This window comes from Micromonospora sp. NPDC049139 (assembly GCF_055586845.1).
This window is the reverse complement of the sequence record NZ_JBVJHK010000018.1, coordinates 91,441-115,043: the sequence shown is the minus strand read 5'-3', so window position 1 is coordinate 115,043 and position 23,603 is coordinate 91,441. Positions and strand designations below refer to the sequence as shown.

Genomic DNA, 23,603 nt, shown 5'->3' with positions numbered 1-23,603 from the left:
GACGGTCGGCACCGCCAGCGGCAGGAGGGGTCATGCCCGTCATCTCCATCGACAACCTCGTCAAGACGTTCGGCAGCGTCCGGGCGCTCGACGAACTGGACCTGCGGGTCGAGGCGGGGGAGGTGCACGGCTTCCTCGGCCCCAACGGCTCCGGCAAGTCCACCACCATCCGGATCCTGCTCGGCCTGCTGCGCCGCGACGCGGGCGACGTGCGGGTGTTCGACGCCGACCCGTGGCGGGAGGCGGTCGCCCTGCACCGCCGGCTGGCGTACGTGCCGGGCGACGTGAACCTGTGGCCGAACCTCTCCGGGGGCGAGGCGATCGACCTGTTCGGCAAGCTGCGCGGCGGGCTCGACCGGCGCCGCCGCGACGCCCTGCTGGAGCGCTTCGACCTCGACCCGACGCGCAAGTGCCGCACCTACTCCAAGGGCAACCGGCAGAAGGTCGCGATCGTCGCGGCCTTCGCGTCCGACGTCGAGCTCTACGTGCTCGACGAGCCGACGTCCGGGCTGGACCCGCTGATGGAGGCCGTGTTCCAGGACGAGGTTCGCCAGCTCAAGCGCGACGGCGCCACCGTGCTGCTCTCCAGCCACGTGCTGGCCGAGGTCGAGGCGCTCTGCGACCGGGTCAGCATCATCCGCGAGGGCCGGGCCGTCGAGTCCGGCACCCTCGCCGAGCTGCGCCACCTCACGCGTACGGCGGTCACGGTCGAGACCGCGCGGCCGGCGACCGGCCTGGCGGCCCTGCCGGGCGTCCACGAGGTGCGCGAGGTCGACGGCCGCATCCACCTGGAGATCGAGCCCGCCCACCTCGACGAGCTGCTCGGGCACCTCGTCCGCTTCGGCGTCCGGGCCCTGACCAGCGCCCCGCCCACCCTGGAGGAACTGTTCCTGCGCCACTACGGCGACGAGCGCGCGGCCATCGCCGCCAACGGTCACCGGGCCGGCGCCGAGCGGCAGGCGGGCACCCGATGAGCGCGTTCACCGGCACCGGGCGGCTCGCCCGGCTCGTGCTGCGCCGCGACCAGGTCCGGCTCGCCGTCTGGGTGCTCGGCACGCCCCTGCTCGGCTACGCCCTCGCCGGGAGCGTCAAGGAGTTCTACCCGGACGAGGCGTCCCGGGTCGGGTACGCCACCACGTCGGCGTCCAGCCTGGTCGCCCGCGCGTTCAACGGCCCCATCGCCGGCACGGAACTCGGCGCGGTGGTGGTCGCCGAGACGTACGTGACGCTGGCCCTGCTCGCCGCGCTGCTGAGCACGTTCGCGGTGGTCCGGCACACCCGGCAGAACGAGGAGACCGGCCGGGCGGAGCTGCTGGGCGCCTCCGTCGTCGGCCGGTACGCGCTGCTCACCGCCGCCCTGCTGGTCGTCGTCGCGGCGAACGTGCTGGCCGCGGCCCTGCTCGCCGTCGCCCTGGCCGGCGCCGGCCTGCCGCTTGCCGGGTCCGTCGCGGCGGCGGCCGCCGTCGGCGGCGTCGGGGTGGCCTTCACCGGTATCGCCGCGGTCACCGCCCAGGTGTCGGTCACCTCGCGGGGCGCGAACGCGCTCGCCGCCGCGACCGTCGGGGTCGCCTTCCTGCTCCGGGCCGCCGGCGACGTGCTCGGCGAGCAGACCGACGGCGGCGTGCGCGTGGTCAGCGCCTGGCCGTCCTGGCTCTCCCCGCTCGGCTGGGGCAACCAGGTCCGCGCGTACGTCGGCGACCGGTGGTGGGTGCTCGCGCTGCCCGTCGCGCTGCTGGTCGCCGGCGTGGCGCTCGCCTACGCCCTCGCCGACCGGCGGGACGTCGGCGCGGGGCTCGTCGCGCCCCGACGGGGGCCGGCGACGGCCGCGCCCCGGCTGCTCAGCCCCGCCGGGCTGGCCTGGCGGTTGCAGCGCGGCGCGCTGCTCGGCTGGGCGATCGGGGTGGCGGTGCTCGGGCTCTCGATGGGCATCGCCGGGGACGAGTTCAACGCCATGATCGAGGAGAACCCGGCCGCCGCCGAGGCGATCAGCGCGATGGGCGGCGGCGCGAAACTGATCGACGCGTACCTGGCGGCGATGCTGGGGCTGTTCGCGCTGACGATCGGGGCGTACGTCGTGCAGGCGCTGCTGCGCACACGCGGCGACGAGACCGACGGCCGGCTGGAGGCGATCCTGGCCACCGCCGTCAGCCGCACCCGCTGGCTGACCACCCAGGTGGTCGCCGCCACGCTCGGCGCGCTCGCCCTGGTGCTGCTGGGCGGCCTCACCACCGGGCTCGGCTACGGCCTGGTCACCGGCGACCCGCTCGGGCAGACCGCCGAGCTGGGCGGGGCGGCGCTGGTGCGGCTGCCGGCCCTGCTGGTGGTGGCCGGGGTGGTGACGGCGCTGTTCGGGCTGCTGCCCCGCTGGTCGGTGGCGCTGTCCTGGGCGGCGCTGATCGGGTTCCTGCTGCTCGGGCAGCTCGGCGCGGTGCTCGACCTGCCGCAGGCGGCGCTGAACCTGTCCCCGTACACGCACGTGCCGTCGGTGCCGGCGGTCGACCTGGCGGCGCTGCCGCTGGTCGTGCTGACCGGGGTGGCGGTGGTGCTGCTGGCGGCCGGCCTGGCCGGCTTCCGCCGCCGCGACGTCCCGAGCTGACCGTGTGAAAGGAAGGGACCCCTGTTAACGCATCCGGTAGTACAAGGGTCCCTTCCTAACATCTCGGGCGGGCCGCCGTGCTCACGGTCAGGCCAGCTCGGCGAGGACCTTCTCGACCACGGCGTCGGTGGCCAGGCCGTACCGGTCGTGCAGCGTCGGCAGGGCGCCGGCGGCCAGGAACTCGTCCGGCAGCGCGACCGGCACGACCCGCTTGCCGAGCCCGGCCCGGACCACGGCCGAGGCGACCGTCTCGAAGAGCCCGCCGACCACCGTGTGGTTCTCCAGCGTGAGCACCAGCCGGTCGCTGTCGACCTCGGCCAGGACGGTCTCGCTGTCGAACGGCTTGATCGTCGGCGTGTGGACGACCGCCACGTCGACCCGGTGCCGGGCCAGCCGCTCCGCGGCCTGCAACGCCCGCATCGTCATCAGGCCGCTGGAGACGAGCACCACGTCGGCGCCGCCGCGCAGCACGGCCGCCTTGCCGAGCCGGAACGTGTAGTCGTACTCGTCGAGGACCGTCGGCACCTTGCCGCGCAGCAGGCGCAGGTAGGTCGGCCCGTCGCTGGCGGCGAGCTGGGGCACCGCCTGGGCGATGTCGACCGAGTCGCACGGGTCGACGATGGTCAGGTTCGGCATGCCCCGGAAGATCGCGATGTCCTCGGTCGCCTGGTGGCTGGGGCCGTACCCGGTGGTGAGGCCGGGCAGGCCCCCGACGATGTTGACGTTCAGGTTCGGCTCGGCGATGTCCAGGCAGAGGAAGTCGTACGCCCGCCGCGCGGCGAACACCGCGTACGTCGAGGCGAACGGCACCAGGCCGACCTCGGCCATGCCCGCCGCCGCCCCCAGCAGCAGCTGCTCGGCCATGCCCATCTGGAAGAACCGCTCCGGGTGGGCCTTGGCGAAGATGTGCATGTCGGTGTACTTGCCCAGGTCGGCGGTGAGCCCGACGATCCGCTGGTCCTGCTCGGCGAGGGCGGCCAGGGCGTGGCCGAAGGGCGCGTCCGCGGTCTTCTGCCCGGGGTCGGCGAAGGACGCGATCATCGCCGACGTGGTGAGTCGCTTCGGTGCCGTCGCGCTGGTCATCGTGCCTCTCCTGCCTGGTGTCGTGCCGTCAACTGCTGGCGGCACAGCTCCCACTCGTCCGCGTCGATCCGCATGAAGTGGGCCTTCTCGCGGGTCTCCAGCAGCGGCACGCCGCGCCCGATCCGGGTGTCGCAGAGAATCACCGAGGGGCGTCCGTGCGACTCGGCCTGCGCGGCGACCGCGTCGAAGGCCGCCAGCAGCGCCTCGACGTCGTTGCCGTCGACCCGCTGCGTGAACCAGCCCGACGCCGCCCACTTCTGCTCGGCCGGCTCGATCTGGAGCACGGACTCCGTCCGGCCGTCGGCCTGGAGGGCGTTCATGTCGACCAGCGCGGTCAGGTGGCCCAGCCGGTGGTGCGCCGCGCCCATGGCGGCCTCCCACGTCGAGCCCTCGTTCAGCTCGCCGTCGGAGAGGAAGTTGACGACCCGGGCCGCCCGGCCCTGGTGGCGCAGGCCGAGCGCCATGCCCACGGCGACGGTCAGCCCGTGCCCCAGCGAGCCGCCGGAGATCTCCATCCCCGGGGTGTACGAGGCCATGCCGGACATCGGCAGGCGCGAGCCGTCCGAGCCGTACGTCTGCAACTCCTCGACCGGCACCACGCCCGCCTCGGCGAGGGCGGCGTAGAGGGCGATGGCGTAGTGGCCGGTGGAGAGCAGGAACCGGTCCCGGTCCGGCCAGTGCACGTCGTCCGGCCGGTGCCGGAGCTGGTCGACGTAGACGGCGGCCAGCACGTCGGCGGCGCCGAGCGCCTGCCCGACGTAGCCCTGCCCCTGTGCCTCGCCCATGTCGAGGATGTGGTGTCGCATCCGGTACGCCGCGTCGCGCACCCGCGCGGCCCGGGCCGGCAGGGCGAGCCGGGTCTCGGATCGCGGTTCGCTGATGGTGGTCACGTCGTTCACGGTCCTTCGGATCAGACGAGGGCTGGCTGGGACTTGGCCGGTGTGGCCTGAGGGTCGCCGACCTTGGCCGGTGCGGTTTCGGGCGTGAAGGCGGCGGCGGCCGTGGAGACGACGCCGAGCAGCATGAACAGCACCGCCGGCCCGATCCAGCCGATCCAGCCGTAGAGGGCGGTCGCCCCGAAGGGCAGCAGCCCGGCGACCAGGGAGGCCCCGTTGTAGCCGAGCGAGATGCCGGACGAGCGGACGTCACGGGGGAACTGCTCGGAGAACCAGGACGACTCGACGGCGAAGATCGGGTCGTGGCTGAGCAGCAGCCCCAGGGCCACCGCGACGATCACCATGATGACCGCCCCGGTGTTGATCAGCAGGAACATCGGGATGCCGAAGGCGATGGTGAAGACGGATCCGATCAGGAAGACCGGCTTGCGGCCGACGCGGTCGGAGAGCGCGCCGAACAGCAGGTGGCTGCCGAGGCCGAGGGCGGAGCCGACCATCGTGCCGATCAGCACGTTCTGCTTGTCGGTCAGCTCGGCCAGCACGACGTACGAGAGCATGAAGCTGGTGGTGACGTAGTAGCCGCCGGTCTCCGCCAGGCGCAGCGTGACGATCTTGAGGATGACCCGCCAGTCCCGCCGGATCACCTCCAGCGCCGGGGCCTTGCGGATCTCGTTGTTCGCCTTCATCTCGGTGAAGTCGGGGGACTCGGCGACCCGCATCCGGATGAACAGGCCGACGGCGACCATCACGATGGAGAAGAGGAACGGCGCGCGCCACACCCAGCTTCCCTCGAACAGCGCCTCGCTGAGCAGGAAGGCGCCGTTGGCCAGCAGCAGCCCGGCGGGGATGCCGATCTGCGGCACCGCGCCGAAGAAGCCGCGGCGCCGGGCGGGGGCGTGCTCGACGGCCATCAGGACCGCGCCGCCCCACTCGGCGCCGAAGCCGATGCCCTGGACGATCCGCAGCAGGATCAGCAGGATCGGCGCGATCACGCCCGCCTGGGCGTACGTCGGCAGCACGCCGACCAGGACGGTCGCCACGCCCATGACGACCAGCGACCACATCAGGATGGTCTTGCGGCCCAGCCGGTCACCGTAGTGCCCGGCGAGGTAGCCGCCGAGCGGGCGGAAGAGGAAGCCGATGGCCAGCGTCGCGAACGACGCGAGCACACCGACGAGCTTCTCCTCGGTGTGGAAGAAGACCGTGCCGAAGTACGCCGCCGAGGCGGTGCCGTAGATGAAGAAGTCGTAGCTCTCGACGGCCGTGCCGATCATCGAGGCGAAGGAAACCTTGCCGGGGTTGTCCGGGCGTGTGGCCACGCCGGTGGCAGCACTCATTGTCCTGCTCCTTGCTGTTACCGATGGGGGTCGGTGGGGGACGGGTATGTCTCGATGACGCGCGAGTCGTCGCGCGTCGCCAGGCCGGCGTCGGCGGCCTGTTGGTAGCGCGCCCGGGCGATGTCCAGCAGCGGGGTGTCCGCATCGGCGGCACGGGCGGCGGCGGCCACGAGGCCGCTGTCCTTGACGAAGATGTTGATCGTGCTGGTGACCTCGACGTCGGTGCCCCGCAGCATCCGGGGCCCGCGATCGGAGAGCATCCAGGAGCCGGCTGCGCCCTGCTCGACCAGGGACAGCACCTGCTCCCGGTCGAGCCCGAGCCGCCCGGCCAGGGCGAGCGCCTCGGCCGCCGCCACGATGTGCACCGCGCAGAGGTGCTGGTTGACCACCTTGATCGCCTGGCCGTCGCCGACCGTCGCGCCGACCGGGCGGACGGTGCCGAACCGGTCGAGCACCACCCGGGCGGCGTCGACGTCGGCCGCCGCGCCCGAGGCGAACAGGGTCAGCTCGCCGGTGCGGGCCCGCGCCACCCCGCCGGTCGCGGGCACGTCGACGACCCGCGCGCCGGCCGCCGAGAGCCGGTCGGCCTCCTGGCGTACGGCGTCCGGGCCTACGGTGCTCATCACGATCCACCGCTGCCCGGTCAGGTCCGTGGCGACCGCCTCGGTGACCAGGTCCGCGAGCTGGGCGGGGGTGGCGACCATGACCACCACGAAGTCCGCCCGGGGTGCGGCGGCGAACCGGTCGACGGCGGCCAGTCCGGCGGTTGCGGCCCGTTCCCGGGCGGCCGGCACCGGGTCCACGCCGGTCACGGGGTGGCCGGCGGCGACCAGTCGGCTCGCCATCGGCAGCCCGATGGCGCCGATGCCGACGAAGACGACGCTGGGGTTGCTCATCGCTGTCCCTCCGGTCCGGCGCCGGGTGGCGCCCTGTGCGGTCAGGCTGTTTTCGGGTAGCAGCCACCCGGTGCGCGGCCGGGATCGCCGCGTCACGGGTGGGTGTGCAGTGCTGTGGGCGGTAGGTGGCGGCCTTCCCGTCCGGCTTCCCGTCCGGCTTCCCGTCCGGGCCTACCGGCGGGGCTTCCCGGCCGGGCCTACCGGCGGGGCTTCCCGTCCGGCGTACTGGCGTCAGGGGAGGCGGCGGTGAGGGAGGACCAGACCGTGAAGTGCCGGCGCATCGCGATCCGGGCGCCCTCGCCGTCGCGCTCGCCGATCGCCTCCACGATCCCGTAGTGCACGGTGTCGATCACCCGGGTCTTGCCCGTCTGGAGGGGTTCCCGCTCGACGGCGCGCCGGCGGCGCTCGACCACCTCGCTGCGCAGCGCGTGGCTCAGGCCGTCGTGCAGCAGTGTGAAGATCGGGTTGTCGACGATCCGGTAGAGCCGGCGGTGGAACTCCAGGTCCGCCTCCAGGGCGCGGTCGTCCTCACCGGCGGCACTGGCCTGGACCATCTCGTCGACCAGGCCCCGCAGGGCGTCGACGTCGTCGGCCGTGGCCATCCGGGCGGCGGCCTCCGCGACCGACACCTCCAGCATCTCCCGCGCGGAGGTGAACTGGTCGTCGCTCAGGTGACCGAGCTGCCGGCAGAGGTCGAAGTAGAGCTGGATGAAGCTGGCGTCGGGCACGTCGAGGTAGGAACCCCGGCCCTGCGTACGGTCGAGGAAACCGAGGATCTCCAGCATCGACAGTTGCTCCCGCAGCGCGCCCCGGCTGACGTCCAGCGACGCGACCAGCTCGCGCTCGGTGGGCAGCCGGAGGCGGCCGGTCTGCGGCTCGGGGTTCGCCTGCTCGGCGAGGCTCTGCACCAGCAGCGCCAGGTCGGTGCCCATCCGCCCACCTCCGGGTGAGATTGGTCGTACCAATGCCCCGAGGTTATGTCGACGTTACGTGCTCGTCAACAAATTGGTCCAACCTTTCTGGGGTAGGCGGGTGGCGGGTGCGCCCCGGCGGCGCCACCGCCCGAGGGTGAGTCGGATGCGTAGAGTAAGGTGTCCGTGACTTGGGGTAGTCGCCGTTGGGGTCGGTTCGAGATGCCGGTGCAGAAGCACGATGCCCGTCCGGTGGCGCGGCCCTCGGGTCTGGTGCCACCGGCCGTCGCGCTCGACGGCGTGACGGAACTGCGGCTGCACGGGGTCGGGGGCACGACACCGGAGAACCTGCTCGCCGACGTGGCACCGCAGCTCGTCTCCGGCGACGGGGTGGCCGGCTTCTTCCGCACCGCCGACGCCAAGGGGCGCCACGTCGAGGCGTACTCCTGGGGCGGGCTGACCTCGCGCAGCGCCACCCGCGCGCTGTGGTTGCTGCTGCTGCCGTTCACGCTGGTCAACGTCGCGGGCTGGATGTGCACGCCGACGGCGTGGCGCGGCGCGCTCCGGTTCCGGGTGCACCGCGCGGTGGTCCGCTGGGCGGCGCTGGGCCTGACGGTCAACCTGCTGCTGCTCGTCGCGATGACCACGATGGACGTCGTCGCCTACCAGTGCGGCGTCCGGGTCGCCTGCGCCGACCGGTGGTGGCTGCGGTGGCTGCACACGGACGGATTCGTCGACCATCCGGCGCGCCGGATCCTCGTCGGCGCCCTGGTGCCGTTGCTGGTCGCGATCGGGCTGCTGGCCCTCAGCGGCCGGTCGCTGTCCCGCTACGAGCAGGTGCCGCCGCCGCAACGGGGCGAGTCGCTGCGGGCGATGAGCGACGTGACGCCGGCCCGGCCCGGGGTGGGCCTGGCCGACCCCGACTTCTGGAACGGCGGCGGCAGCGTCGCCCGGCTCGCGCTGCTGCACCTGGGCGCGGCCTGCGGCTTCGTCGGCTGGATCACCGCGTACACCGCCCGGTCGATCCCCCTGGCGGCGGGTGTGGTGCCGGCGTACGACGGACTGGCGACCCTGGTGACCTGGCTCGCGGCGGCGGTCGGCCTGGGCGCGGTGCTCCTGCTGACGCCGGCCCGGATCGGGCGGGCGGCGGCGCTCTCCGTCACCGGTCTCGGCCTGCTGGCGGTGACCGGGGCGGTGGTCGTCGCGCTGGCACAGCCGGCGGTCGCCCCGCCCGGGGCCGGCCGGTGGGCGCCGCTGCCGGGCATGCAGACGGCGGTGGACTGGACGTACGCCCTCTGCCTCGGCGCGACGGCGGCCGTGCTCGCGTCGGCCGCCGTCAACGGGCACCGGCGCGGGGCGTTCCGCTACGCCGGCCCGTTCGCGCTGACCGTGCTGGCGGCGGTGGTGCTCAACGCGGTCGGGGTCGGCACGATGATCCGCGTCGCCGACCTGCTCGGCACGGTCTCCAACCCCGGCACCGGCGACGGCCGCCCCGACCGGCTTTACGTCTACGACATGGTCTACGCCCTCACGCCCTACCTGACGCTGCTGCCGATCGCGATCGTGGTGGGCTTCGCGCTGGTGCAGGCGGTGGTGCTGTGGCGGGCAGCCGGCCCCGACCGCCGCCAGCGCATCCACGACGAGTACGCCGCCCTGTCGACACCGGAGCCGCCGAGCGCCTGGGACGCGTCCGCCCTGAACGAACCGGCGCGCCACAACCGAGCGTGGCCCGGCGGCTGGACCGCCCGGATCGCCCGGGGCCGGCAGTTGGCCGTGTTGGCCCGGGACGTCGACCTGCTGTTCAGCCTCCTGACCGTCGCCGCCCTCGCCGTCTTCGGGTACGTGCTGGTCACCGCCGGGGTCCACCACTCGCTGCCGTGGGCGCCGCGCGGCGCGCTCACCGTGTCGACCTGGCTCGCCGCCGGGGCGCCGGTGGCGGTGCTGACCCTGATGCTGCGAGGCTGGCGCGGGCTGGCGGACCGCCGCCATCTCGGCGTGCTGTGGGACATCGGCACCTTCTGGCCCCGCGCCTACCATCCGCTCGCCCCGCCGTCGTACACCGAGCGCGCCGTGCCGGACCTGCAGCGCCGGCTGTGGCGCGTCCACGACCACGGCGGCGCGGTGGTGCTGGCCGCGCACAGCCAGGGCACCGTCATGGCGGTCGCCGCGCTCCTGCAGGAGACCAGCCGGCCGCAGCGCGAGGGCCGGCCCGCCGGTCACGTCGCGCTGGTCACCTTCGGCAGCCCGCTGACCAAGCTGTACGCGTGGGGCTTCCCCGCCTACTTCGCCGACGGCGCGCTGGGTGCGGACCGGCCCACGGTGTGGCGGTGGCGGAACTTCTACTACGAGACCGACTTCATCGGCGGCCCGATCTTCCCGGACGACCCGGCGAACGAGATCGACCAACTGCTCACCGACCCGCCGACCGCCTGGTACGTGCACGGCCAGCAGCCACCCGTCCTCGGCCGTCACTCCGGCTACTGGACCGACCCCCGCGTCTGGGACCTGGTCGACCGCTACGCCGAGGAGTTGCCGCTGCCCGGGAACCCGCCACCCGCCCCCTGACCCGGACGCACTCGCCGGTGGGTCGTCGTGGCTGCGGACCCGCGCCGCCGGGACCTCCCCACCGCGCGGCGGAGGCCGGCGAGTCGGACGTAGACCTCGCGCTTGGCGGTCGCCTCGCCGCGACGGTCGAGGACGTAACCGGTCAGCCAGATCCAGCCGTCATACGTCGGTTGTTCGGACACCGAGACGACGCGGAAGGTCAGGGCGCGCTCCCCGGCGAACTGCACCGAGGCCCGGCCGTCGATGACGAGCAGGTCGCCGGGGGAGGGGCGCGCGGTCACCAGCGGCCGTGGTCGGGGTGTTCCTGCGGCGGCCGACACTCGCGCGCGTGCAGGGTCTGCCAGTCGCGCAGCGCCCGCCTCACCCGGCCGTTCTCCAGGGTGAGCAGCCGTACCGTCTCGTTGAGCATGGCGAGTTCGTCGGCCACCCGGGCCTGGAACTCGCGTACCTCCACCGGGTCGACGCCCCGTCGGCGGGCGGCGAACTCCCGGGTCCGCACCTCGTGGGGCGTCATCCGGCCCGGGTAGCCGCCTCCGGAGAGCCGGCCACCTCGATACACCTGAGCCACGACGATCCTCTCTCCGGGAAGGCGGGAGCGAAGGCTCCCTGCCGTGGGCATGGAAGGGCGGGTCGTCCGCGCGGGGGCCGCGGACGACCCGCCCGCTCCGCCGTCGCAGCTCTCGGGTCAGCGGTACGACAGCAGAGCAGCCCGTCGGGTCGGGGCGGGCACCCACGCCCGCCCCGACCGGGGGATGAGCCGAACTCGTTGCCACGCGAGGAGCGGCCCGGTTTCCACACTAACGGCTTAGCCGTTTAAGTCAACCACTGGTTGTTGTCGTTCGTGGGCGGTTCGTGATCGAATTGGCGAGCCACGCAAGGAGCGCCATGCCTACAACACCCGACTACATCCGCATCGCCGACGACATCATCGCCGCTGTCCGGGCGAAGAGGCTCAAGCCCGAAGACAAGCTGCCGTCGATCGCCCAGATCGCGGCGGACTACAAGGTGGGCACCTCCACCATCCAGATGGTCTACGTCCGGCTCGAAGCGTTGCGCGTCATCCGGCGACATCAGGGCAAGGGCATCTTCGTCACCGACCCGAAGACCTGGATGCGGGAGCCGTAGCGGTCGGCGGGTCGCTCGGCGGCTCCGGAAGCTCCTGGCCCGGACGGTCCCTGGTACCGTCCGACCCGTCTCCTTCGTGTGGGGTGCCGTCGTGGCGCAACCGGTGGCCGAGCAGCTCCTCGATCCACTGGGCGGCGGCCTTCCGCCTCGCCGTCATCTCCTGAAGCGCCCTGGTCAGCTCGTCCTCCAGCCCCTGCGCCGCCTGGTCGGCGGCGAGGCCGTCGACGTGCCTCTGCAGGATCGTCATCCACCTGCGGCTGAGTTGCTCGGCGCTGCGGGCCTGTCTGAGGTGTACGTCGAGCTCGTGCTCCAGTTTCAGTCGCGCCTCCGCGTACGGCAGGAGAGCGTCCTTGACGCGGTCGTCGAGCTGCACCCAGGCGTCGGGCTCACACGTGAGCTTCCTGCCGTTCCGGGTGTAGGGCCACGGTTCCATCGCGCGCAGCCTCTGTTGCAACTCCTCTTCGAGTTCCCTGGCGGCGTGCGGTGGGAAGCTGCGGGAACGCTCGGCCGCGAAACGCGCCAACCTCTGCGTCGCGTGCGGCATGAAGGACTGGGCGTGCCAGCTCAACAACTCGGGATGCAGCCCAACGGACGACCAGGTGAACGTGGCCTGCACGGTGAAGGTGAAGACGTAACCTCGGGCCGGCACCACGATCGGCTCCGCCCTTCGCTGCTCGACGACCCGGCCGGGCGCGGGCGGGTCCGGCGCCGGGGCGAGTTCCAGCCGCTGGAGTGTGGCGTGCAGGCTCTTCCAGCGCTTCTTCGACCACTCGCCGACGTCTTTGCCCGCGTCCCGCGCGGCCCCGAGCGCGCGGCTGCCGCGCTTCTTCCAGCCTTCCGAGGGTGTCGACTCGGGGCTGGGGGTGTCGGTCACGTCAGCCCTCCCCTCGTCGCGGTCTTCCTCTGCGTGAGCGGCCAGGCTGGGCGGCTCCCTCTGGTGCGGGTCCGGGCGGGGATGGGCTCCTGACCGACGAACGCCAGGGCGATGAGCAGCATCGACTCGTCGTCCGTGACGTGATGATCCGTCCTGAAGTTAACAAGGCGGCGGCCAGACTGGCTCCCGCCGCGCGGAGGTGAGAGCGTCCAATCAAGATATTTTGACAAATGCGGCTATCCGGGCATCTTGCATGCCATCCGGTGCCCCCGCGGCGGTGCCCGTCACGGCGATCGACATGTCACAGCCAGCCCTGCCCGCTGCTCCGAGAGCCCATCGACATGCGGCCCTGGCGGCCCTGGCGGCTCGCCGGGCTGGCCGGGCTCGTCGGGCTCGTCGGGCTGGCCGGGCTCGTCGGGCTGGCCGGGCTGGCCGGGCTCGTCGGGCTGGCCGGGCTGGCCGGGCTGGCCGGGCTCGTCGGGCTGGCCGGGCTGGCCGGGCTGACCGGGCTCGTCGGGCTCGTCGGGCTCGTCGCGAGCGCACGAGCACGAGGTGGCGCTCGGCCTGGTCCATAGCACAGTCAGCCGCCCCTGCGGAGCCTGTCCACAGGCGGTCGCGTCGTCCACACCGGTGCCGATCGCGCTGGTGGGAAAGCGGACGGCGCGGCACCGTCGGGGCATGGACTCCGTCATCCAGGCGCTGGTCGAGCGCGGTGGTGGGCTGGTGACCCGGGACGACGTGCTCCGGTGCCGACCACGCTCGACGCTGGAGAGCGCCTGCCGCTCCGGCCGCCTGCTCCGGCTGCTGCCCGGCGTCTACGTCGACGCCGCCCTGGTCGACAATCCGCAGCGCACCTCACCGGCCGCAAGAGCCGGCAGCGCTGTCGACACCGCACCGCTCACCCGGGCGATCGTGCCGCCGCTCGCCCGGATCGCGCCGGCCCTGGCCCGACGGGCGGCGCTGGCGTACGCCGACGGGCGGGGCGCACTGAGCCACCTCACCGCGCTCGACGTGTGGGGCCTGCGGCGGCAACCCGCGGGCGAGCCGCTGCACATCGACGTGCCGATCACGTCCGGGCTGCGCAACCGCCCGCACCTGCTCGTGCATCACCGGCGCCGGTTCGCCCCGCAGCCACCTCACGCGCTGGTCCGAAACGGCGCGCCGGTCACCCGGCTGGACCGGTCGCTGGTCGTCGCCTGGCCGCTGCTGCCCGTGGTCGAGCGCGCCGGCACGGTCATCCGCGCCGTCAACGACCGACTGACCACGCCGGAACGGATCGGTACGGCGCTGGAGGGCGTGCCGAGACTGGCGGACCGGGCCACGCTGCGCGGGCTGCTGGACCGGCTCGCCGCAGGCTGCCGCAGCCCGCTGGAGATCTGGGGCCACGACCGGGTCTTCACGGGCCCCGGCATGCCGGCGTTCCTTCGGCAGGCGCGGGTGCAGGTGGGAGGCCGCGTCGTCTACCTCGACCTGTACGCCGAGGCGGAGGAGGTGAACATCGAGCTGGACGGCGCGACGACCCACGGCGACCCGCGCGAGCGCGAAATCGACCTGCGCCGGGACGCCCTGCTCGCCACCCGTGGCATCCTCGTGGTCCGCTTCACCCACCGCCGCCTGCTGCACCACCCTGACGACGTACGCCGCGAAACCCTCGCCATCCTCGCCACCCGGCGCCGGGCTCCCATGATCAGTTGATCGGAACCCGTCCGAATGCCCGCCTCGGCGACGGTTCTCCATCAACTGATCATGGGGCTGATCGGTGCGGCGGCGCGAGGCGCCGCCGCAGCGGGACGCGCGCCCCACCCCGGAGCATCGTCAGTTCGGGTGGACCGGTTGGTCGAGGATGGCGCTGAAGCGCTCCTCGGCCAGGTCGAGCTGGTCGAGGATGTGCCGCTTCACCGGCGCCGACAGGGGAGTGTCCGGCCGGGTGACGAGGTCCCGGTAGACCGGCACCAGCGGCCGGTACTTCGCCGCCGACGAGGCCACCTTCGGCCCGACGGTGTGGATGACGCCCACCCCGTTGTCGGTGAAGTCGGAGATCTTGATGACCCGCGCCCACGGCTCCCGGGCCAGGCTGGCCGCCACGTGCTCCCGGTACTGGACGTGCTTGTCGCGCCCCGGGTCGTACGCCGGGTTGGTGACCGCGCCGACCAGGCGGGCCACGCGCGGGCCGAACCGCTCGGCCAGGACGGCCAGCGCGGCGGCGGTCGGATCGTCGCCGGCGTGCTCGCCGGCCAGCTCGTCGGGGTGGTCCTCCACCGCGTCGTGCAGCAGGCCCGCCACGATCACGTCGACGTCGCGGACCTGGTAGTGGTGCATCATCCGGATCGCCACCCGCAGCAGGTGGTTCAGGTAGGGCTCGCGTACCCGCCGGTCGTCGCGGTGCAGCTCGGCGGCCAGGTCGAGGGCCTCGGTGAGCCGCTCCCGGGCGGCCTCGTCGAACGCGCGCAGCTCCAGCCGGAACCGGGCCAACAGGCCGGGCTCGCCGTGGATCTCGGTGATCGCGTGCATCGGCATGGTGGCCAGGTAGGCGGGAAACTCCATGCGCCACTTATAGCCGATCTTCACCATGCCGCGGGCCCCTGGCGTCGGGTGCCCGACGCACCGCCCCGCGCACGAGGGCCGGCGCGGGGCTCAGGCCCGGCCGTCGCCGGAGCGTTCGGCGGCGCCGCTGACCCGGACCGCCTTGACGATGGCCGGGATCGAGCCGATCAGCAGCACCAGCCCCCAGACGAGGGCGACGACGGCGAAGACCAGCGCCCCGAGGTCGTCGACGACGCTGACCAGGATCACCGGCACCAGCCGGTGCAGGAACTCCAGCACGACGGTGCACAGCAGCGTGGTGAGGGCGAGCAGCACCAGGCCCTTGTTCTGCAAGAATCGGGGTTGGGCCGCCACGAGCAGCCCGGCCCAGGCGAGCTTGAGCAGCAGCACCAGCCCGAGCAGCACCGAGGCGTCGCCGACCGGGAAGAACCCCCACAGGGCCAGGTAGGCCAGCGTGCCGAACGGTGGGGCCAGGAACAGCGACACCATGACGGTCAGCTCGACGAAGGCGACCAGCAGCGCGACGAACGCCACGACGATCAGCACGATCGAGAAGACCAGCGTCGCGACACCCTGCACCCGGCCCTGGACCCGGTCCGGCAGCACCAGGCTCAGGCAGAACAGCCCGGTGCTCCAGACCGCGACCGCGTCGACCAGGGCCAGGTAGCCGGTGCCCCGGCCGGACGGCTCGCTGACCCCGGACACGTCGGCGATCGCCACGTCGAGCGCCCCGGCGCTGTCCCGCAGCGCCGCGCCGGCGTCGCCGCCGCCGACGAGCAGCCCGGCGCCGACCTCGACGCCGAGCGCCAGGCCGACGGCGAGCATCGCCAGCAGCAGGAACGGCTTGCGCAGCTCACCCATGTCGGCCTCCGATGGGTCAGGACGTGGTGACCGTGACGGCGCAGCCGCCGACGCCGGGGCAGCTCAGCAGCACGTCGGTGGCGCGGTCGACGGCGATCCGGGCGACCGCCCCGGTGCCGTCGGCGGCCGGCGTGACCTCGTCGCGGACGGTGAACTCGGCGTCTCCGGGTGCCGGCGCCTCCACCGTGAACGGGGCTGGGCTGCGCAGGACCAGCGTCCGCAGCCCGCCCGGGTCGGCCACGCGCAGCACGCAGGTGCCGGTGAAGACCAGCCGGCCGGCCTCGGCGCAGTCGGCCCGTACCGTCGCCGGGTCCACCGCGGCGCGCCCGCCGCCGAGCCGGCCGAGCCGCTCCACCAGCCCGGAGGGGGCGCCGGGGTCGCCGGTGTCGTCCCGGCCGGCCCCGACGGCGACCGCGAACAGCGCCGCGAGCAGCACGCCCAGTGCCGCGAGCAGCGCCTTCTGCCCGCCGCTCATCGGGCGTCGGCCGGCGCGGGGACCTCGGTGAACCGGATCGCGTCGACGCCGGCGAAGTAGCGGTCCGTGCCCTGGGTCTTGCCGACCACGACGAGCGTGACCCGGTGCGGCCCCCGGGTCAGCGCGACCGTGCCGACGTCGACCCAGTCCGTCTTCCGCACTTCGGGGGTGAAGCCGAGGAACGCGCCGCCGACCTGGGCGCCGTCGATGGTGAAGACCGTGTTGGCGTAGTCGAACGAGGTGGTGCGGACGGCGGCGAACCGCCAGGTGCCGTCGGCGGGGATCTCCACCGTCACGCTCACCTGGTCGCCGATCGCGCGGCCCTGGAAGAACAGTTGGGCGTCCTCCGACCAGGTCACCCCGCAGCAGTTGGGCTGGACCTCCACCGCCACCGACGAGCCCATCGGCGGCCCCAGCACCGCGCCGGCCACCAGGCTCTCCGCCTCGACGGTGACCACCCGCGGCTCGCCCGGCGCCGGTTCCCCGTCGCGGGCCAGCAGCCAGACCACCGCCGCGCCGACGACGAGGACCAGTGCCGCCGCGGCGGCGATCCACGGCCACGGCGTACGCCGGGGCGGGGCGACCGCCCGGACCTCGTAGGTGACCCGCCCGCTGGAGCGGGAACTCTCCTCCGGCGCGGTGTTCGCCGAGTACGCGAACCCGGTCATGTCGTAGCGCCGGGGCGCGGTGCCCGGCGGCACGGTCAGCCGGACCAGGAAGGAGACGGAGCCCTGCCCGGGCACCACCCGCTGCGGTTCGGTGACGGTGAACCAGGACCGCTGCGAGCCCTCGCCGGGCGCCACGTCGAAGACGACGGTGTCCGGGGCCGCGCCCGGGTTGGAGACGGTGAACGTCAGCTCGCCGGTGTTGCGGGCGTCCAGGGTGAACTGCTCGGCGGCGGCGACGACCGCCCACTCGGTGGTCATGGTGGCTCCTCTGCGACGACGATCTCGGCGGTGGTCGACGCGGGCTTCTCCGCCTCGACGATGCGGGTGATCACGGCGAGCTGCCCGGCCGCGGCCGGCGGCACGGTGACCACGACGTGGAACGGCCGGTCCCGGGGCTCGTCGATGGCGAAGCCGCCCGTCCCGGTGGCCACCTCCAGGGCCCTGCGCATGCCGTACGGGGTGCCGCGCCAGCGGGCCAGCAGCGCGCCGTGGGACACCAGGTCCCGCAGCCGGCCCAGCGGCAGCGGCGGCGGGGCGTCCGGCCGGGGCGAGGCGACCACGTGGTCCATCGCCACCCAGCGGGCCAGGTAGGCGACCATCCCGTCCGGGGCCCGGTACGGGTCGAACAGCGCATCGACGTCGGCGAGCACCGCCTCGTCCGGGGCGTGCAGCGCCTCCATGACGTCCAGCAGCGCCCACAGCACGCTGCCCGGCACGCAGGCCCGCTGGTACGCCGCGGGCAGCAGCCGCTCAATCGCCGCGCGTCGCATCCTGCCGCACCACCTCGATGTCGTGCTCGCCGGAGCAGAGCAGCCACGTGTCGGGGACGGTCACCACGTCGGCGGTGGCCTGGTTGGCGCTGGCCGCCCAGTCGACCGCGTCGGTGCTGCGGTGCACCCCGCGCTCGCCGCCGGCCAGGATCAGCCGGTCCGGGCCGCCGGTCGCGGCGACGGCGTCCACCGGCACGAACCGGGTGCGGTCCCGCAGCGGCAGCCCGCAGTTGACCGACACCGGCGCCCACTGCGGCGCGGCGGCGAGGGTGTCCAGCCGCAGCACCCCGCCGCTCTGCGTCGCCGCGACCGCGAGCGGCCCGGAGAACGCGAGGTCCCGGCAGGTGCCGCCGATCCAGCCGGACTGCACCGCCTGCCACTGCACGTCGGACTCGAACAGCCGGGCCCGGCGGCAGCCCTGCCCGGGCTTCTTCGGGTCCGGCTCGCCCGCGCCGCTCCACAACAGGGTGGCCGGGCCGTCGTACTGGACGGCGAGCACGCGGTTGTCGACGTTGGCCAGCCCGACGTGGGCGAAGCTGCCCGGGCGGCCGGCCTGGGTGGACAGGTAGACCCCGAACCCGGCCTGCGCGGCCACCGCCACGCCCGGCGCGCCCCGCTCGGAGACGAACGCGCGGACGGCGTAGAAGCCGCGGTCGGCGTCGCCGGGGTCGACCAGGATCTGCAACGGCACCGCGCCGGGCAGCAGGGAGACCTCGTACAGGCCGGTGTCGGTGGCGACCAGCAGCGCGCCCGCGCCGTCCCGGTCGATCCAGGCCAGGTCGGAGACCCGCGAGTCCAGGTCGGTCAGCAGCGACCACGTCTCGCCGAGGTCGGTGCTCAGGTGCACCCGGGAACCGCCGTCGGCGCGGACGGTGGCGACCGCCACCGAGCCGGGCCGGGGCACGATGCCGGGGCGCACCGGGGCGGGGGCGGGCGTCACCCGCAGCACCGTCTCGCCGTCGGCGAACCGGCCGGCCGGCTCCCAGCCGGCGCCCGCGTTGGTGGAGCGGAACAGCACCGGCCCGCGCCCGGCGTACCAGGTCCGCGGCTGGTACTGGTCCACGGCGAGGGTACGCACCTGCGCGTCGGGCGCCTCGTCGACGACGAAGCGGACCGACTCGACGTAGCGCACCCCCGGCTCGGCGTGCTCCAGCAGCCGGTACACGTTCGACGCGCGCAGCGGCTCGCCGAACGCCCAGCCGGCCGGGTTGAGCGGGGTCGGCAGCGGGCTGAGCGTGGAGTGCAGCCGGTCGTGGACGCGGCGGCGGACCGCCTCGACGTCCTCCTCCCGGCGCACCACCACGCGGGCCCGCACCGACACCGCCTTGTAGCGGGCCCAGGTCGCCCGGCAGGAGGTGCCCAGGGTGCGGCGGCGCTCCAGGTCCGCCTCGACCCGGGCGCGGGCCTGGTCGACCTCGTGCTCCCGCAGCACCGCCACCGGTAGCCGCCCGCCGGGCCGCGCCGTCTCCGGCACGTACGGCACCAGCACCACCTCCACCTCGCCGGGCCGGGCGAAGCTGTAGACGGCGGCGCGGGTGAAGGCGCGCGCCCGGGCCACGGCCCCGGAGCCGGTGGCGAGCACCTCGAAGTCCCGCGCGGTGACCGCCCGCTGCTGGGCGAAGAACTCGTACGGGCCGCGCAGCAGCGCCGACTCCATGGACTCCATCTCCCGCCCGCCGGCCGCCGGCGCGGGGTTGTCGACGCGGACCCCGGGCAGCGGGTCGCGCAGGCTGGTCAGCGTGTCGGCCGCCACGTTGCCCGCCGGCCCGCCGCCGGCCCGGTACCACAGCCGCACCTGCCGCCCGGCCGGCGGCACGGCGGCGACGGTCACGGGGCCGTCCGCCGGCGTGGCGGGGCTGCCCGGCGTGCCGGTCGCGGCTGCCGGGCCTCCCGGGTCGGCGGGGTCACGCAGGTCCAGGGCGGGGGCGAAGGTGACCGTGCCGGAGCAGCGGTCGACCAGGTAGACCCGGTCCTGCGGGCCGAGCCCGGCGAAGCTGTCCACCGGCCGCCAGATCTCGAACGTGCGGCCGTCGTGCTCCCGGGCGGCGGCGCCCAGCTCCACCGTCCCGGCCGGCACCTCGACGCCGAGCAGCAGGTCCAGCGGCTCGGCGGTGCGCGCCAGCGGCGCCCGGGCGGCGCGCAGCACCTGACCGGGCTGGCCGGTGCCGACCCCGAGCAGTTCCGCCTCCACCGGCTCGCAGTGGTGCATCCGGACGGTGATCTCGTCCTGCCCGGCCGGCAGCAGCGCCGGCTCGGTGGTGACGAAGACGACCGGCCGGGGGTCGGCCCCGCGCGCGGCGGCGACCCGGGTACCGGCCGGGATCCGGACCGGCCCGCGGTCGCCGCCGGACCGGGCGAACCGGACGTCCGCCCAGGCCACCGTCGGGGCGTGCCGGGCCACCCCGAGCAGGTTCAGGAACGCCACGTACGCCTTCTCGGGCAACTGGTTGAGCCGGTAGATCATCACCTCGGTGAGGTGCGCGAACGCCTCCAGCAGCGCGATGCCCGGGTCGTGCGCGGACAGGTCGGTCCAGCCCGGGCAGGACTGCCGGATCCGCTCCCGGGCCTCGGTGACGAGGTCCAGGAAGGCGCGGTCGTCCAGGTGCGGCACGGGCAGCGTCATGACGTTCCTCCCTCCGGCGGCACCCGGCCGGGCGGTGGCGGGCCGCCGGCCGGGAGGTGACCGGCGTCGGGGGCCTCCCGCTCCGGGTCGTCGGCGGGCAGCAGGTCGACGGAGAACACCAACTGCCCCGGCGCGAGGCTGGCCCGGATCCGGTAGTCGAGCCGGATCACCAGCCGCCACTCCTCGTCGGGGTCGGGGCCGGCGTCGACGTCGAGGACCTCCACCCGGGGCTCCCACCGGGCGACGGCCGCCCGGACGTAGTGGATGGCCAGCCCGGCGGTGGTGTCGTCGTTCGGCGCGAAGACGAGGCGGTGCAGCCGGGAGCCGTACCCGGGACGCATCAGCCGCTCGCCCGGGGTCGTGGAGAGCAGCAGGAACAACGCCTGGCGTACGGTCTCGTCGCCCTCGGTCATGGCGAGGCCGCCGGCGGCGGTCAGCGCGAGCCCGCCGCCCCGCCCGGGGTCGAAGCCGGCGCCGACGAACCGGAAGGCCCTCACCGGTCCGCCCCCAGGAAGCCCTGCCGGGGGTCGCGTACCCGGTGGTGCACCAGGCCGGGCGGGGTACCGTCGGTGAACCCGTCGAGGTGGGACAGGACCACCCGCCGGCCGCCGACGCGCACCCAGGCGCTGTAGCCGACCCGCACCCGCAGGGTCTTCCCGCACGGCTTGATCGTCGGCCCGTAGTTCGGGCAGGCGGTGATCTCCCGGCCCTCCGGGTCGTCGTCCACCAGCACCGGCACGCCGGCGACGGTCACCCAGTCCTGCGAGGCCCGGTTGCCGACCCGCCCGTCGTGGTCGCACCTGATCAGCGAGTCGCGGTGGATCCAGCGCATCAGCCGCCTCCTTCGTGGTGGGCGCGGGCCAGCGTCCGGGCCCGCTGCGCGGCGGTCGCCGGGTCCTCGGCCGCCTCCGCGTGCAGGAAGTCCACGCTGCGGGCGCGCACGACCATGGCCCGGCCGGGCGCGGAGAGCACCAGGTCGGTCGCGGCGTGCAGGGTGGCCAGTTCGGGGGTCAGCTCCAGCCAGCTGCCGCCCTCGGTGGCCAGCCGCAGGCTCCGCGCGGCGTCGTCGACCACGATCGACTGGCCGCGCGCCGTCCGCAGCGACCAGCGTCGCGCCCGCCCGTCGTCGACCCCCGCGTCGTACGCGCCGGCGGCGCCGAACAGCGCGCCGAGCACGATCCCGGACGCCGGCTCGCCCCCGGGCAGCACCACCAGCACGGCGTCCTCGGGGTCGGGCAGCGCCACGAGGCCCTTGCCGGGGCCGGCCCCCGGGCAGAGCACGGCCAGCCACCCGGCGTCGAGCCCCCCGTACGCGGGCAGCTCGACCCGGGCCCGGCCCAGCCCCTCGGGGTCGGCCACGTCGGTGACCCGGCCGAGGGTGACCACGGCCGGGGCGGGCGGCCCGGCCGGCGGGACCGGGGGAGGGGCGGTGGAGAACCGGCTCAGCGGGCCGGCCGCGTCGACGGTGTGCACCACCTCGGTCAGCACGTACGTCCCCTCGACGGCGGCGGGCACGCCGGTGAGCGCGATCCGCCGGCCGGGCCGCAGCGCGGGGTCGGCGTCGGCCACCCCCTCGGCGGTGACCAGGGCGGCGACCCGCGCGTCCAGCCGCGCCTGGGCGAGCGCGGCCAACTCGTCGTCGCCCCGCCCGGGCTGGTCCACGGCGGTCCGTACGCCGTCCGCGCCCACGTCTGCCGGGTCGGGGTCGGCGACGATCCGCCGGCCGCTGCGGGCCGTGCCCACCTGCTGGCTGATCGGCTCGGCCCGCTGCGGGTGCCAGCCCAGCGCGCTGCTCTCCCCGCCGGCCGTGTCGAGGTTGGTCGACAGCCGCAGCGAGTGCAGCCCCCGGCCCAGCTCCAGACCGACCGGCTCGCCGTGGCCCTCCAGGGTCAGCAGACGCAGCCGGTCGCCGTCGGCGACCACGTGCAGGCCGGCCCGCCCGGTCACCTCCCGCAGCAACTCCAGGTCGCTGTGCCGGTGCTGGGACAGCCGCTCCAGCCGGGGGCCGTCGGCCTCGGCGTGCACGGTCAGCCCGACGTCCCCGCACAGCTCGCGGGCCAGGTCGGCGGCGGTCACCGCCTCGAACACCCGCAGCCGCTGCCGCCGGCGCAGCCGGTGCAGCGCGTCGTACGCCCGCACCCGCAGCAGCGCCGCGCCGTCGGCCGCGTACTCGACCTCGACGCAGGTGACCTCGCCGGCGAAGAGGGCGTCGGAATGACCGTCCAGGCGCAGCTCCAGGCTCGCCCCGGTGCGCACCGGCGGGGTGAGCGCGGCGGCGCCGGGCGCGGTGGTCAGCGCCACCTCGCACTGGGTCGGCCGGTCGAGCCGGGCCGCCACCCGGGCCGACACCAGCCGGCGGGCCGCCCCGTCCGGCAGCGGAGCCCCGTCGAGCAGCACGGCGAGCGCGCGCGCGGCGGTCACGGCGCACCCGCCGGGGGTTGGGCGGCCGGGGCCGGCTGCGGCGGGACCGCCAGCGGCGTACCGGGTGGCACGGCGAGCGGGTCGGTGATCCGGTTGTGCTCGGCCAGCAGCCGCCACCGCAGCGGCGAGCCGAGCGCGTCGTGGGCGAGCAGGTCGAAGCGTACGCCCGAGTGGTCGGGCCCGGTCGCGCCGTCGCCGGCGGCCACCACGGCGCCGCCCGGCGCGGCGGTCGGGGTGCTCGCCGCGGCGAGTTCCGCCGCGAAGCCCTCCCGCGCCCGGTCGGCGTCCTCCGCGACCCGGACCAGCTTCAGCCGCAGCCAGGACCGGTGCGGCGAGCCGGTCGCGGTGAACGCGTCGAAGCGCTCGGCCACCGCGACGACGACACCCGGCACGTTCCAGGTCTTGCCCCAGACCAGCCGCACCAGCGGCGGCCGGAGCCAGCCGTGCTCGGTGGCGGAGTTCTCGGCGAGCATCCACAGCGGGCGGGTGAGCGCCCGCACGTCGGTCGGTCGAACCTGGCCCTCGGCGAAGTCCACGTCGAACAGCAGGTCCAGCACCAGCTCGGTGCGGCCCCCGCCGGTGAAGACCAGCGGGTCGTCGGCGAGCCCGGCCCCGGTGAGCTGCCCACCCGCGGTGCCCCGGTGGCGCACGCCGGCCAGCCGGGTCACCTGCACCGTCTCCGGGTTGAGCAGGCAGTCCACCCGCTCGCCGGTGGCGTCGATGAGGAAGGCGACCCGTTCCATCAGCCACCCGCCTGTTCCCGGTCCAGCCGGCGGACGCGCTCGTCGTCGAGGGCGGGCGCGGGCACCGTCCACAGCGGCCGGTCGTCCGGCAGCGCCGGCCACGGCCCGTCGGCCCGCTCCGGCCCGTCGGCCCGCTCCGGCCCGTCGGCCCGCTCCGGCCCGTCGGCCCGCTCCGGCCCGTCGGCCCGCTCCGGCCCGTCGGCCCGCTCCGGCCC

At 74.7% G+C, this 23,603-nt stretch carries 24 protein-coding genes and 1 pseudogene; 6 read left to right on the top strand and 19 right to left on the bottom strand.

Annotated elements, in window-relative coordinates; all coding sequences use genetic code 11:
• Positions 1 to 32: 32 nt before the first annotated feature.
• Together ACZ6Q9_RS26265 and ACZ6Q9_RS26260 are read left to right on the top strand one after the other, a co-directional pair.
• Complete coding sequence (locus ACZ6Q9_RS26265) at positions 33 to 974, top strand: ABC transporter ATP-binding protein (protein WP_396829893.1); 942 nt, start codon at positions 33 to 35, stop codon at positions 972 to 974.
• A complete protein-coding gene (locus tag ACZ6Q9_RS26260; RefSeq protein ID WP_396829895.1) occupies positions 971 to 2,596 on the top strand; it encodes an ABC transporter permease in 1,626 nt (541 codons plus the stop codon). Before ACZ6Q9_RS26265 ends, ACZ6Q9_RS26260 begins: the two co-directional genes overlap by 4 nt.
• Positions 2,597 to 2,683: 87 nt before the next feature.
• Here the strand turns inward: ACZ6Q9_RS26260 and ACZ6Q9_RS26255 are convergent, their stop codons facing one another.
• The 5 genes from ACZ6Q9_RS26255 to ACZ6Q9_RS26235 form a co-directional block, all read right to left on the bottom strand.
• Positions 2,684 to 3,679 carry a transketolase family protein gene (locus ACZ6Q9_RS26255; protein WP_396829897.1) on the bottom strand — a complete coding sequence of 332 codons (996 nt, stop codon included), beginning with the start codon at positions 3,677 to 3,679 and terminating at the stop codon, positions 2,684 to 2,686.
• Positions 3,676 to 4,569, bottom strand: a complete 894-nt coding sequence (locus ACZ6Q9_RS26250; protein ID WP_396829899.1) for a transketolase — start codon at positions 4,567 to 4,569, stop codon at positions 3,676 to 3,678. Before ACZ6Q9_RS26250 ends, ACZ6Q9_RS26255 begins: the two co-directional genes overlap by 4 nt.
• 20 nt (positions 4,570 to 4,589) lie before the next feature.
• Positions 4,590 to 5,912, bottom strand: a complete 1,323-nt coding sequence (locus ACZ6Q9_RS26245) for an MFS transporter (protein ID WP_363703302.1) — start codon at positions 5,910 to 5,912, stop codon at positions 4,590 to 4,592.
• Between the two features lie 17 nt (positions 5,913 to 5,929).
• Positions 5,930 to 6,904 carry an NAD(P)-dependent oxidoreductase gene (locus ACZ6Q9_RS26240; protein ID WP_396829901.1) on the bottom strand — a complete coding sequence of 325 codons (975 nt, stop codon included), beginning with the start codon at positions 6,902 to 6,904 and terminating at the stop codon, positions 5,930 to 5,932.
• A 101-nt stretch (positions 6,905 to 7,005) separates the two neighbouring features.
• Positions 7,006 to 7,740, bottom strand: coding sequence for a FadR/GntR family transcriptional regulator (locus tag ACZ6Q9_RS26235; RefSeq protein WP_396829903.1), 735 nt, complete (start codon positions 7,738 to 7,740; stop codon positions 7,006 to 7,008).
• A 165-nt stretch (positions 7,741 to 7,905) separates the two neighbouring features.
• Between ACZ6Q9_RS26235 and ACZ6Q9_RS26230 the strand changes: the two genes are divergently transcribed.
• On the top strand, positions 7,906 to 10,284 hold the full coding sequence (locus ACZ6Q9_RS26230; protein WP_396829905.1) for a hypothetical protein: 2,379 nt from the start codon (positions 7,906 to 7,908) through the stop codon (positions 10,282 to 10,284).
• Here ACZ6Q9_RS26230 and ACZ6Q9_RS26225 read toward each other — a convergent pair.
• Together ACZ6Q9_RS26225 and ACZ6Q9_RS26220 are read right to left on the bottom strand one after the other, a co-directional pair.
• Positions 10,236 to 10,568: a hypothetical protein gene (locus ACZ6Q9_RS26225; RefSeq protein WP_396829978.1), complete on the bottom strand. Its 333-nt coding sequence runs from the start codon at positions 10,566 to 10,568 to the stop codon at positions 10,236 to 10,238. The two genes, ACZ6Q9_RS26230 and ACZ6Q9_RS26225, sit on opposite strands and share 49 nt — an antisense overlap.
• Positions 10,562 to 10,798: a DivIVA domain-containing protein gene (locus ACZ6Q9_RS26220; RefSeq protein ID WP_396829980.1), complete on the bottom strand. Its 237-nt coding sequence runs from the start codon at positions 10,796 to 10,798 to the stop codon at positions 10,562 to 10,564. Before ACZ6Q9_RS26220 ends, ACZ6Q9_RS26225 begins: the two co-directional genes overlap by 7 nt.
• 371 nt (positions 10,799 to 11,169) lie before the next feature.
• Between ACZ6Q9_RS26220 and ACZ6Q9_RS26215 the strand changes: the two genes are divergently transcribed.
• Positions 11,170 to 11,409: a winged helix-turn-helix domain-containing protein gene (locus ACZ6Q9_RS26215; protein WP_393448552.1), complete on the top strand. Its 240-nt coding sequence runs from the start codon at positions 11,170 to 11,172 to the stop codon at positions 11,407 to 11,409.
• Here the strand turns inward: ACZ6Q9_RS26215 and ACZ6Q9_RS26210 are convergent.
• On the bottom strand, positions 11,375 to 12,283 hold the full coding sequence (locus tag ACZ6Q9_RS26210; protein WP_396829907.1) for a hypothetical protein: 909 nt from the start codon (positions 12,281 to 12,283) through the stop codon (positions 11,375 to 11,377). The genes ACZ6Q9_RS26215 and ACZ6Q9_RS26210 overlap by 35 nt on opposite strands.
• Positions 12,284 to 12,624: 341 nt before the next feature.
• On the opposite strand from ACZ6Q9_RS26210, the gene ACZ6Q9_RS26205 reads away from it, so the two are divergent.
• The gene (locus ACZ6Q9_RS26205; protein WP_396829909.1) at positions 12,625 to 12,858 is read left to right on the top strand and encodes a hypothetical protein; all 234 of its coding nucleotides are present in this window, start codon (positions 12,625 to 12,627) and stop codon (positions 12,856 to 12,858) included.
• A gap of 103 nt (positions 12,859 to 12,961) precedes the next feature.
• A complete protein-coding gene (locus ACZ6Q9_RS26200; protein WP_396829911.1) occupies positions 12,962 to 13,978 on the top strand; it encodes a DUF559 domain-containing protein in 1,017 nt (338 codons plus the stop codon).
• A gap of 120 nt (positions 13,979 to 14,098) precedes the next feature.
• On the opposite strand, the gene ACZ6Q9_RS26195 is transcribed toward ACZ6Q9_RS26200, so the two are convergent.
• The 11 genes and pseudogenes from ACZ6Q9_RS26195 to ACZ6Q9_RS26145 all read right to left on the bottom strand — a co-directional run.
• The gene (locus tag ACZ6Q9_RS26195; protein ID WP_393266435.1) at positions 14,099 to 14,827 is read right to left on the bottom strand and encodes an HD domain-containing protein; all 729 of its coding nucleotides are present in this window, start codon (positions 14,825 to 14,827) and stop codon (positions 14,099 to 14,101) included.
• 90 nt (positions 14,828 to 14,917) lie between these two features.
• The gene (locus ACZ6Q9_RS26190) at positions 14,918 to 15,688 is read right to left on the bottom strand and encodes a hypothetical protein (protein WP_396829913.1); all 771 of its coding nucleotides are present in this window, start codon (positions 15,686 to 15,688) and stop codon (positions 14,918 to 14,920) included.
• 16 nt (positions 15,689 to 15,704) lie between these two features.
• Positions 15,705 to 16,163, bottom strand: coding sequence for a hypothetical protein (locus ACZ6Q9_RS26185; protein ID WP_393448561.1), 459 nt, complete (start codon positions 16,161 to 16,163; stop codon positions 15,705 to 15,707).
• On the bottom strand, positions 16,160 to 17,089 hold the full coding sequence (locus tag ACZ6Q9_RS26180; RefSeq protein ID WP_396829915.1) for a hypothetical protein: 930 nt from the start codon (positions 17,087 to 17,089) through the stop codon (positions 16,160 to 16,162). The genes ACZ6Q9_RS26185 and ACZ6Q9_RS26180 overlap by 4 nt, the downstream gene beginning before the upstream one ends.
• Positions 17,086 to 17,601, bottom strand: coding sequence for a phage tail protein (locus ACZ6Q9_RS26175; protein ID WP_357460080.1), 516 nt, complete (start codon positions 17,599 to 17,601; stop codon positions 17,086 to 17,088). Before ACZ6Q9_RS26175 ends, ACZ6Q9_RS26180 begins: the two co-directional genes overlap by 4 nt.
• On the bottom strand, positions 17,582 to 20,224 hold the full coding sequence (locus tag ACZ6Q9_RS26170) for a putative baseplate assembly protein (RefSeq protein WP_396829917.1): 2,643 nt from the start codon (positions 20,222 to 20,224) through the stop codon (positions 17,582 to 17,584). Before ACZ6Q9_RS26170 ends, ACZ6Q9_RS26175 begins: the two co-directional genes overlap by 20 nt.
• A complete protein-coding gene (locus ACZ6Q9_RS26165) occupies positions 20,221 to 20,721 on the bottom strand; it encodes a GPW/gp25 family protein (RefSeq protein ID WP_396829919.1) in 501 nt (166 codons plus the stop codon). Before ACZ6Q9_RS26165 ends, ACZ6Q9_RS26170 begins: the two co-directional genes overlap by 4 nt.
• The gene (locus ACZ6Q9_RS26160; RefSeq protein WP_393448575.1) at positions 20,718 to 21,056 is read right to left on the bottom strand and encodes a hypothetical protein; all 339 of its coding nucleotides are present in this window, start codon (positions 21,054 to 21,056) and stop codon (positions 20,718 to 20,720) included. Before ACZ6Q9_RS26160 ends, ACZ6Q9_RS26165 begins: the two co-directional genes overlap by 4 nt.
• Complete coding sequence (locus tag ACZ6Q9_RS26155; RefSeq protein ID WP_393448578.1) at positions 21,056 to 22,645, bottom strand: contractile injection system protein, VgrG/Pvc8 family; 1,590 nt, start codon at positions 22,643 to 22,645, stop codon at positions 21,056 to 21,058. Before ACZ6Q9_RS26155 ends, ACZ6Q9_RS26160 begins: the two co-directional genes overlap by 1 nt.
• Positions 22,642 to 23,388 carry a CIS tube protein gene (locus ACZ6Q9_RS26150; protein ID WP_393448581.1) on the bottom strand — a complete coding sequence of 249 codons (747 nt, stop codon included), beginning with the start codon at positions 23,386 to 23,388 and terminating at the stop codon, positions 22,642 to 22,644. Before ACZ6Q9_RS26150 ends, ACZ6Q9_RS26155 begins: the two co-directional genes overlap by 4 nt.
• Positions 23,388 to 23,603, bottom strand: a pseudogene (locus ACZ6Q9_RS26145) (hypothetical protein); the annotation flags it as partial. The gene ACZ6Q9_RS26150 and the pseudogene ACZ6Q9_RS26145, both read right to left, overlap by 1 nt.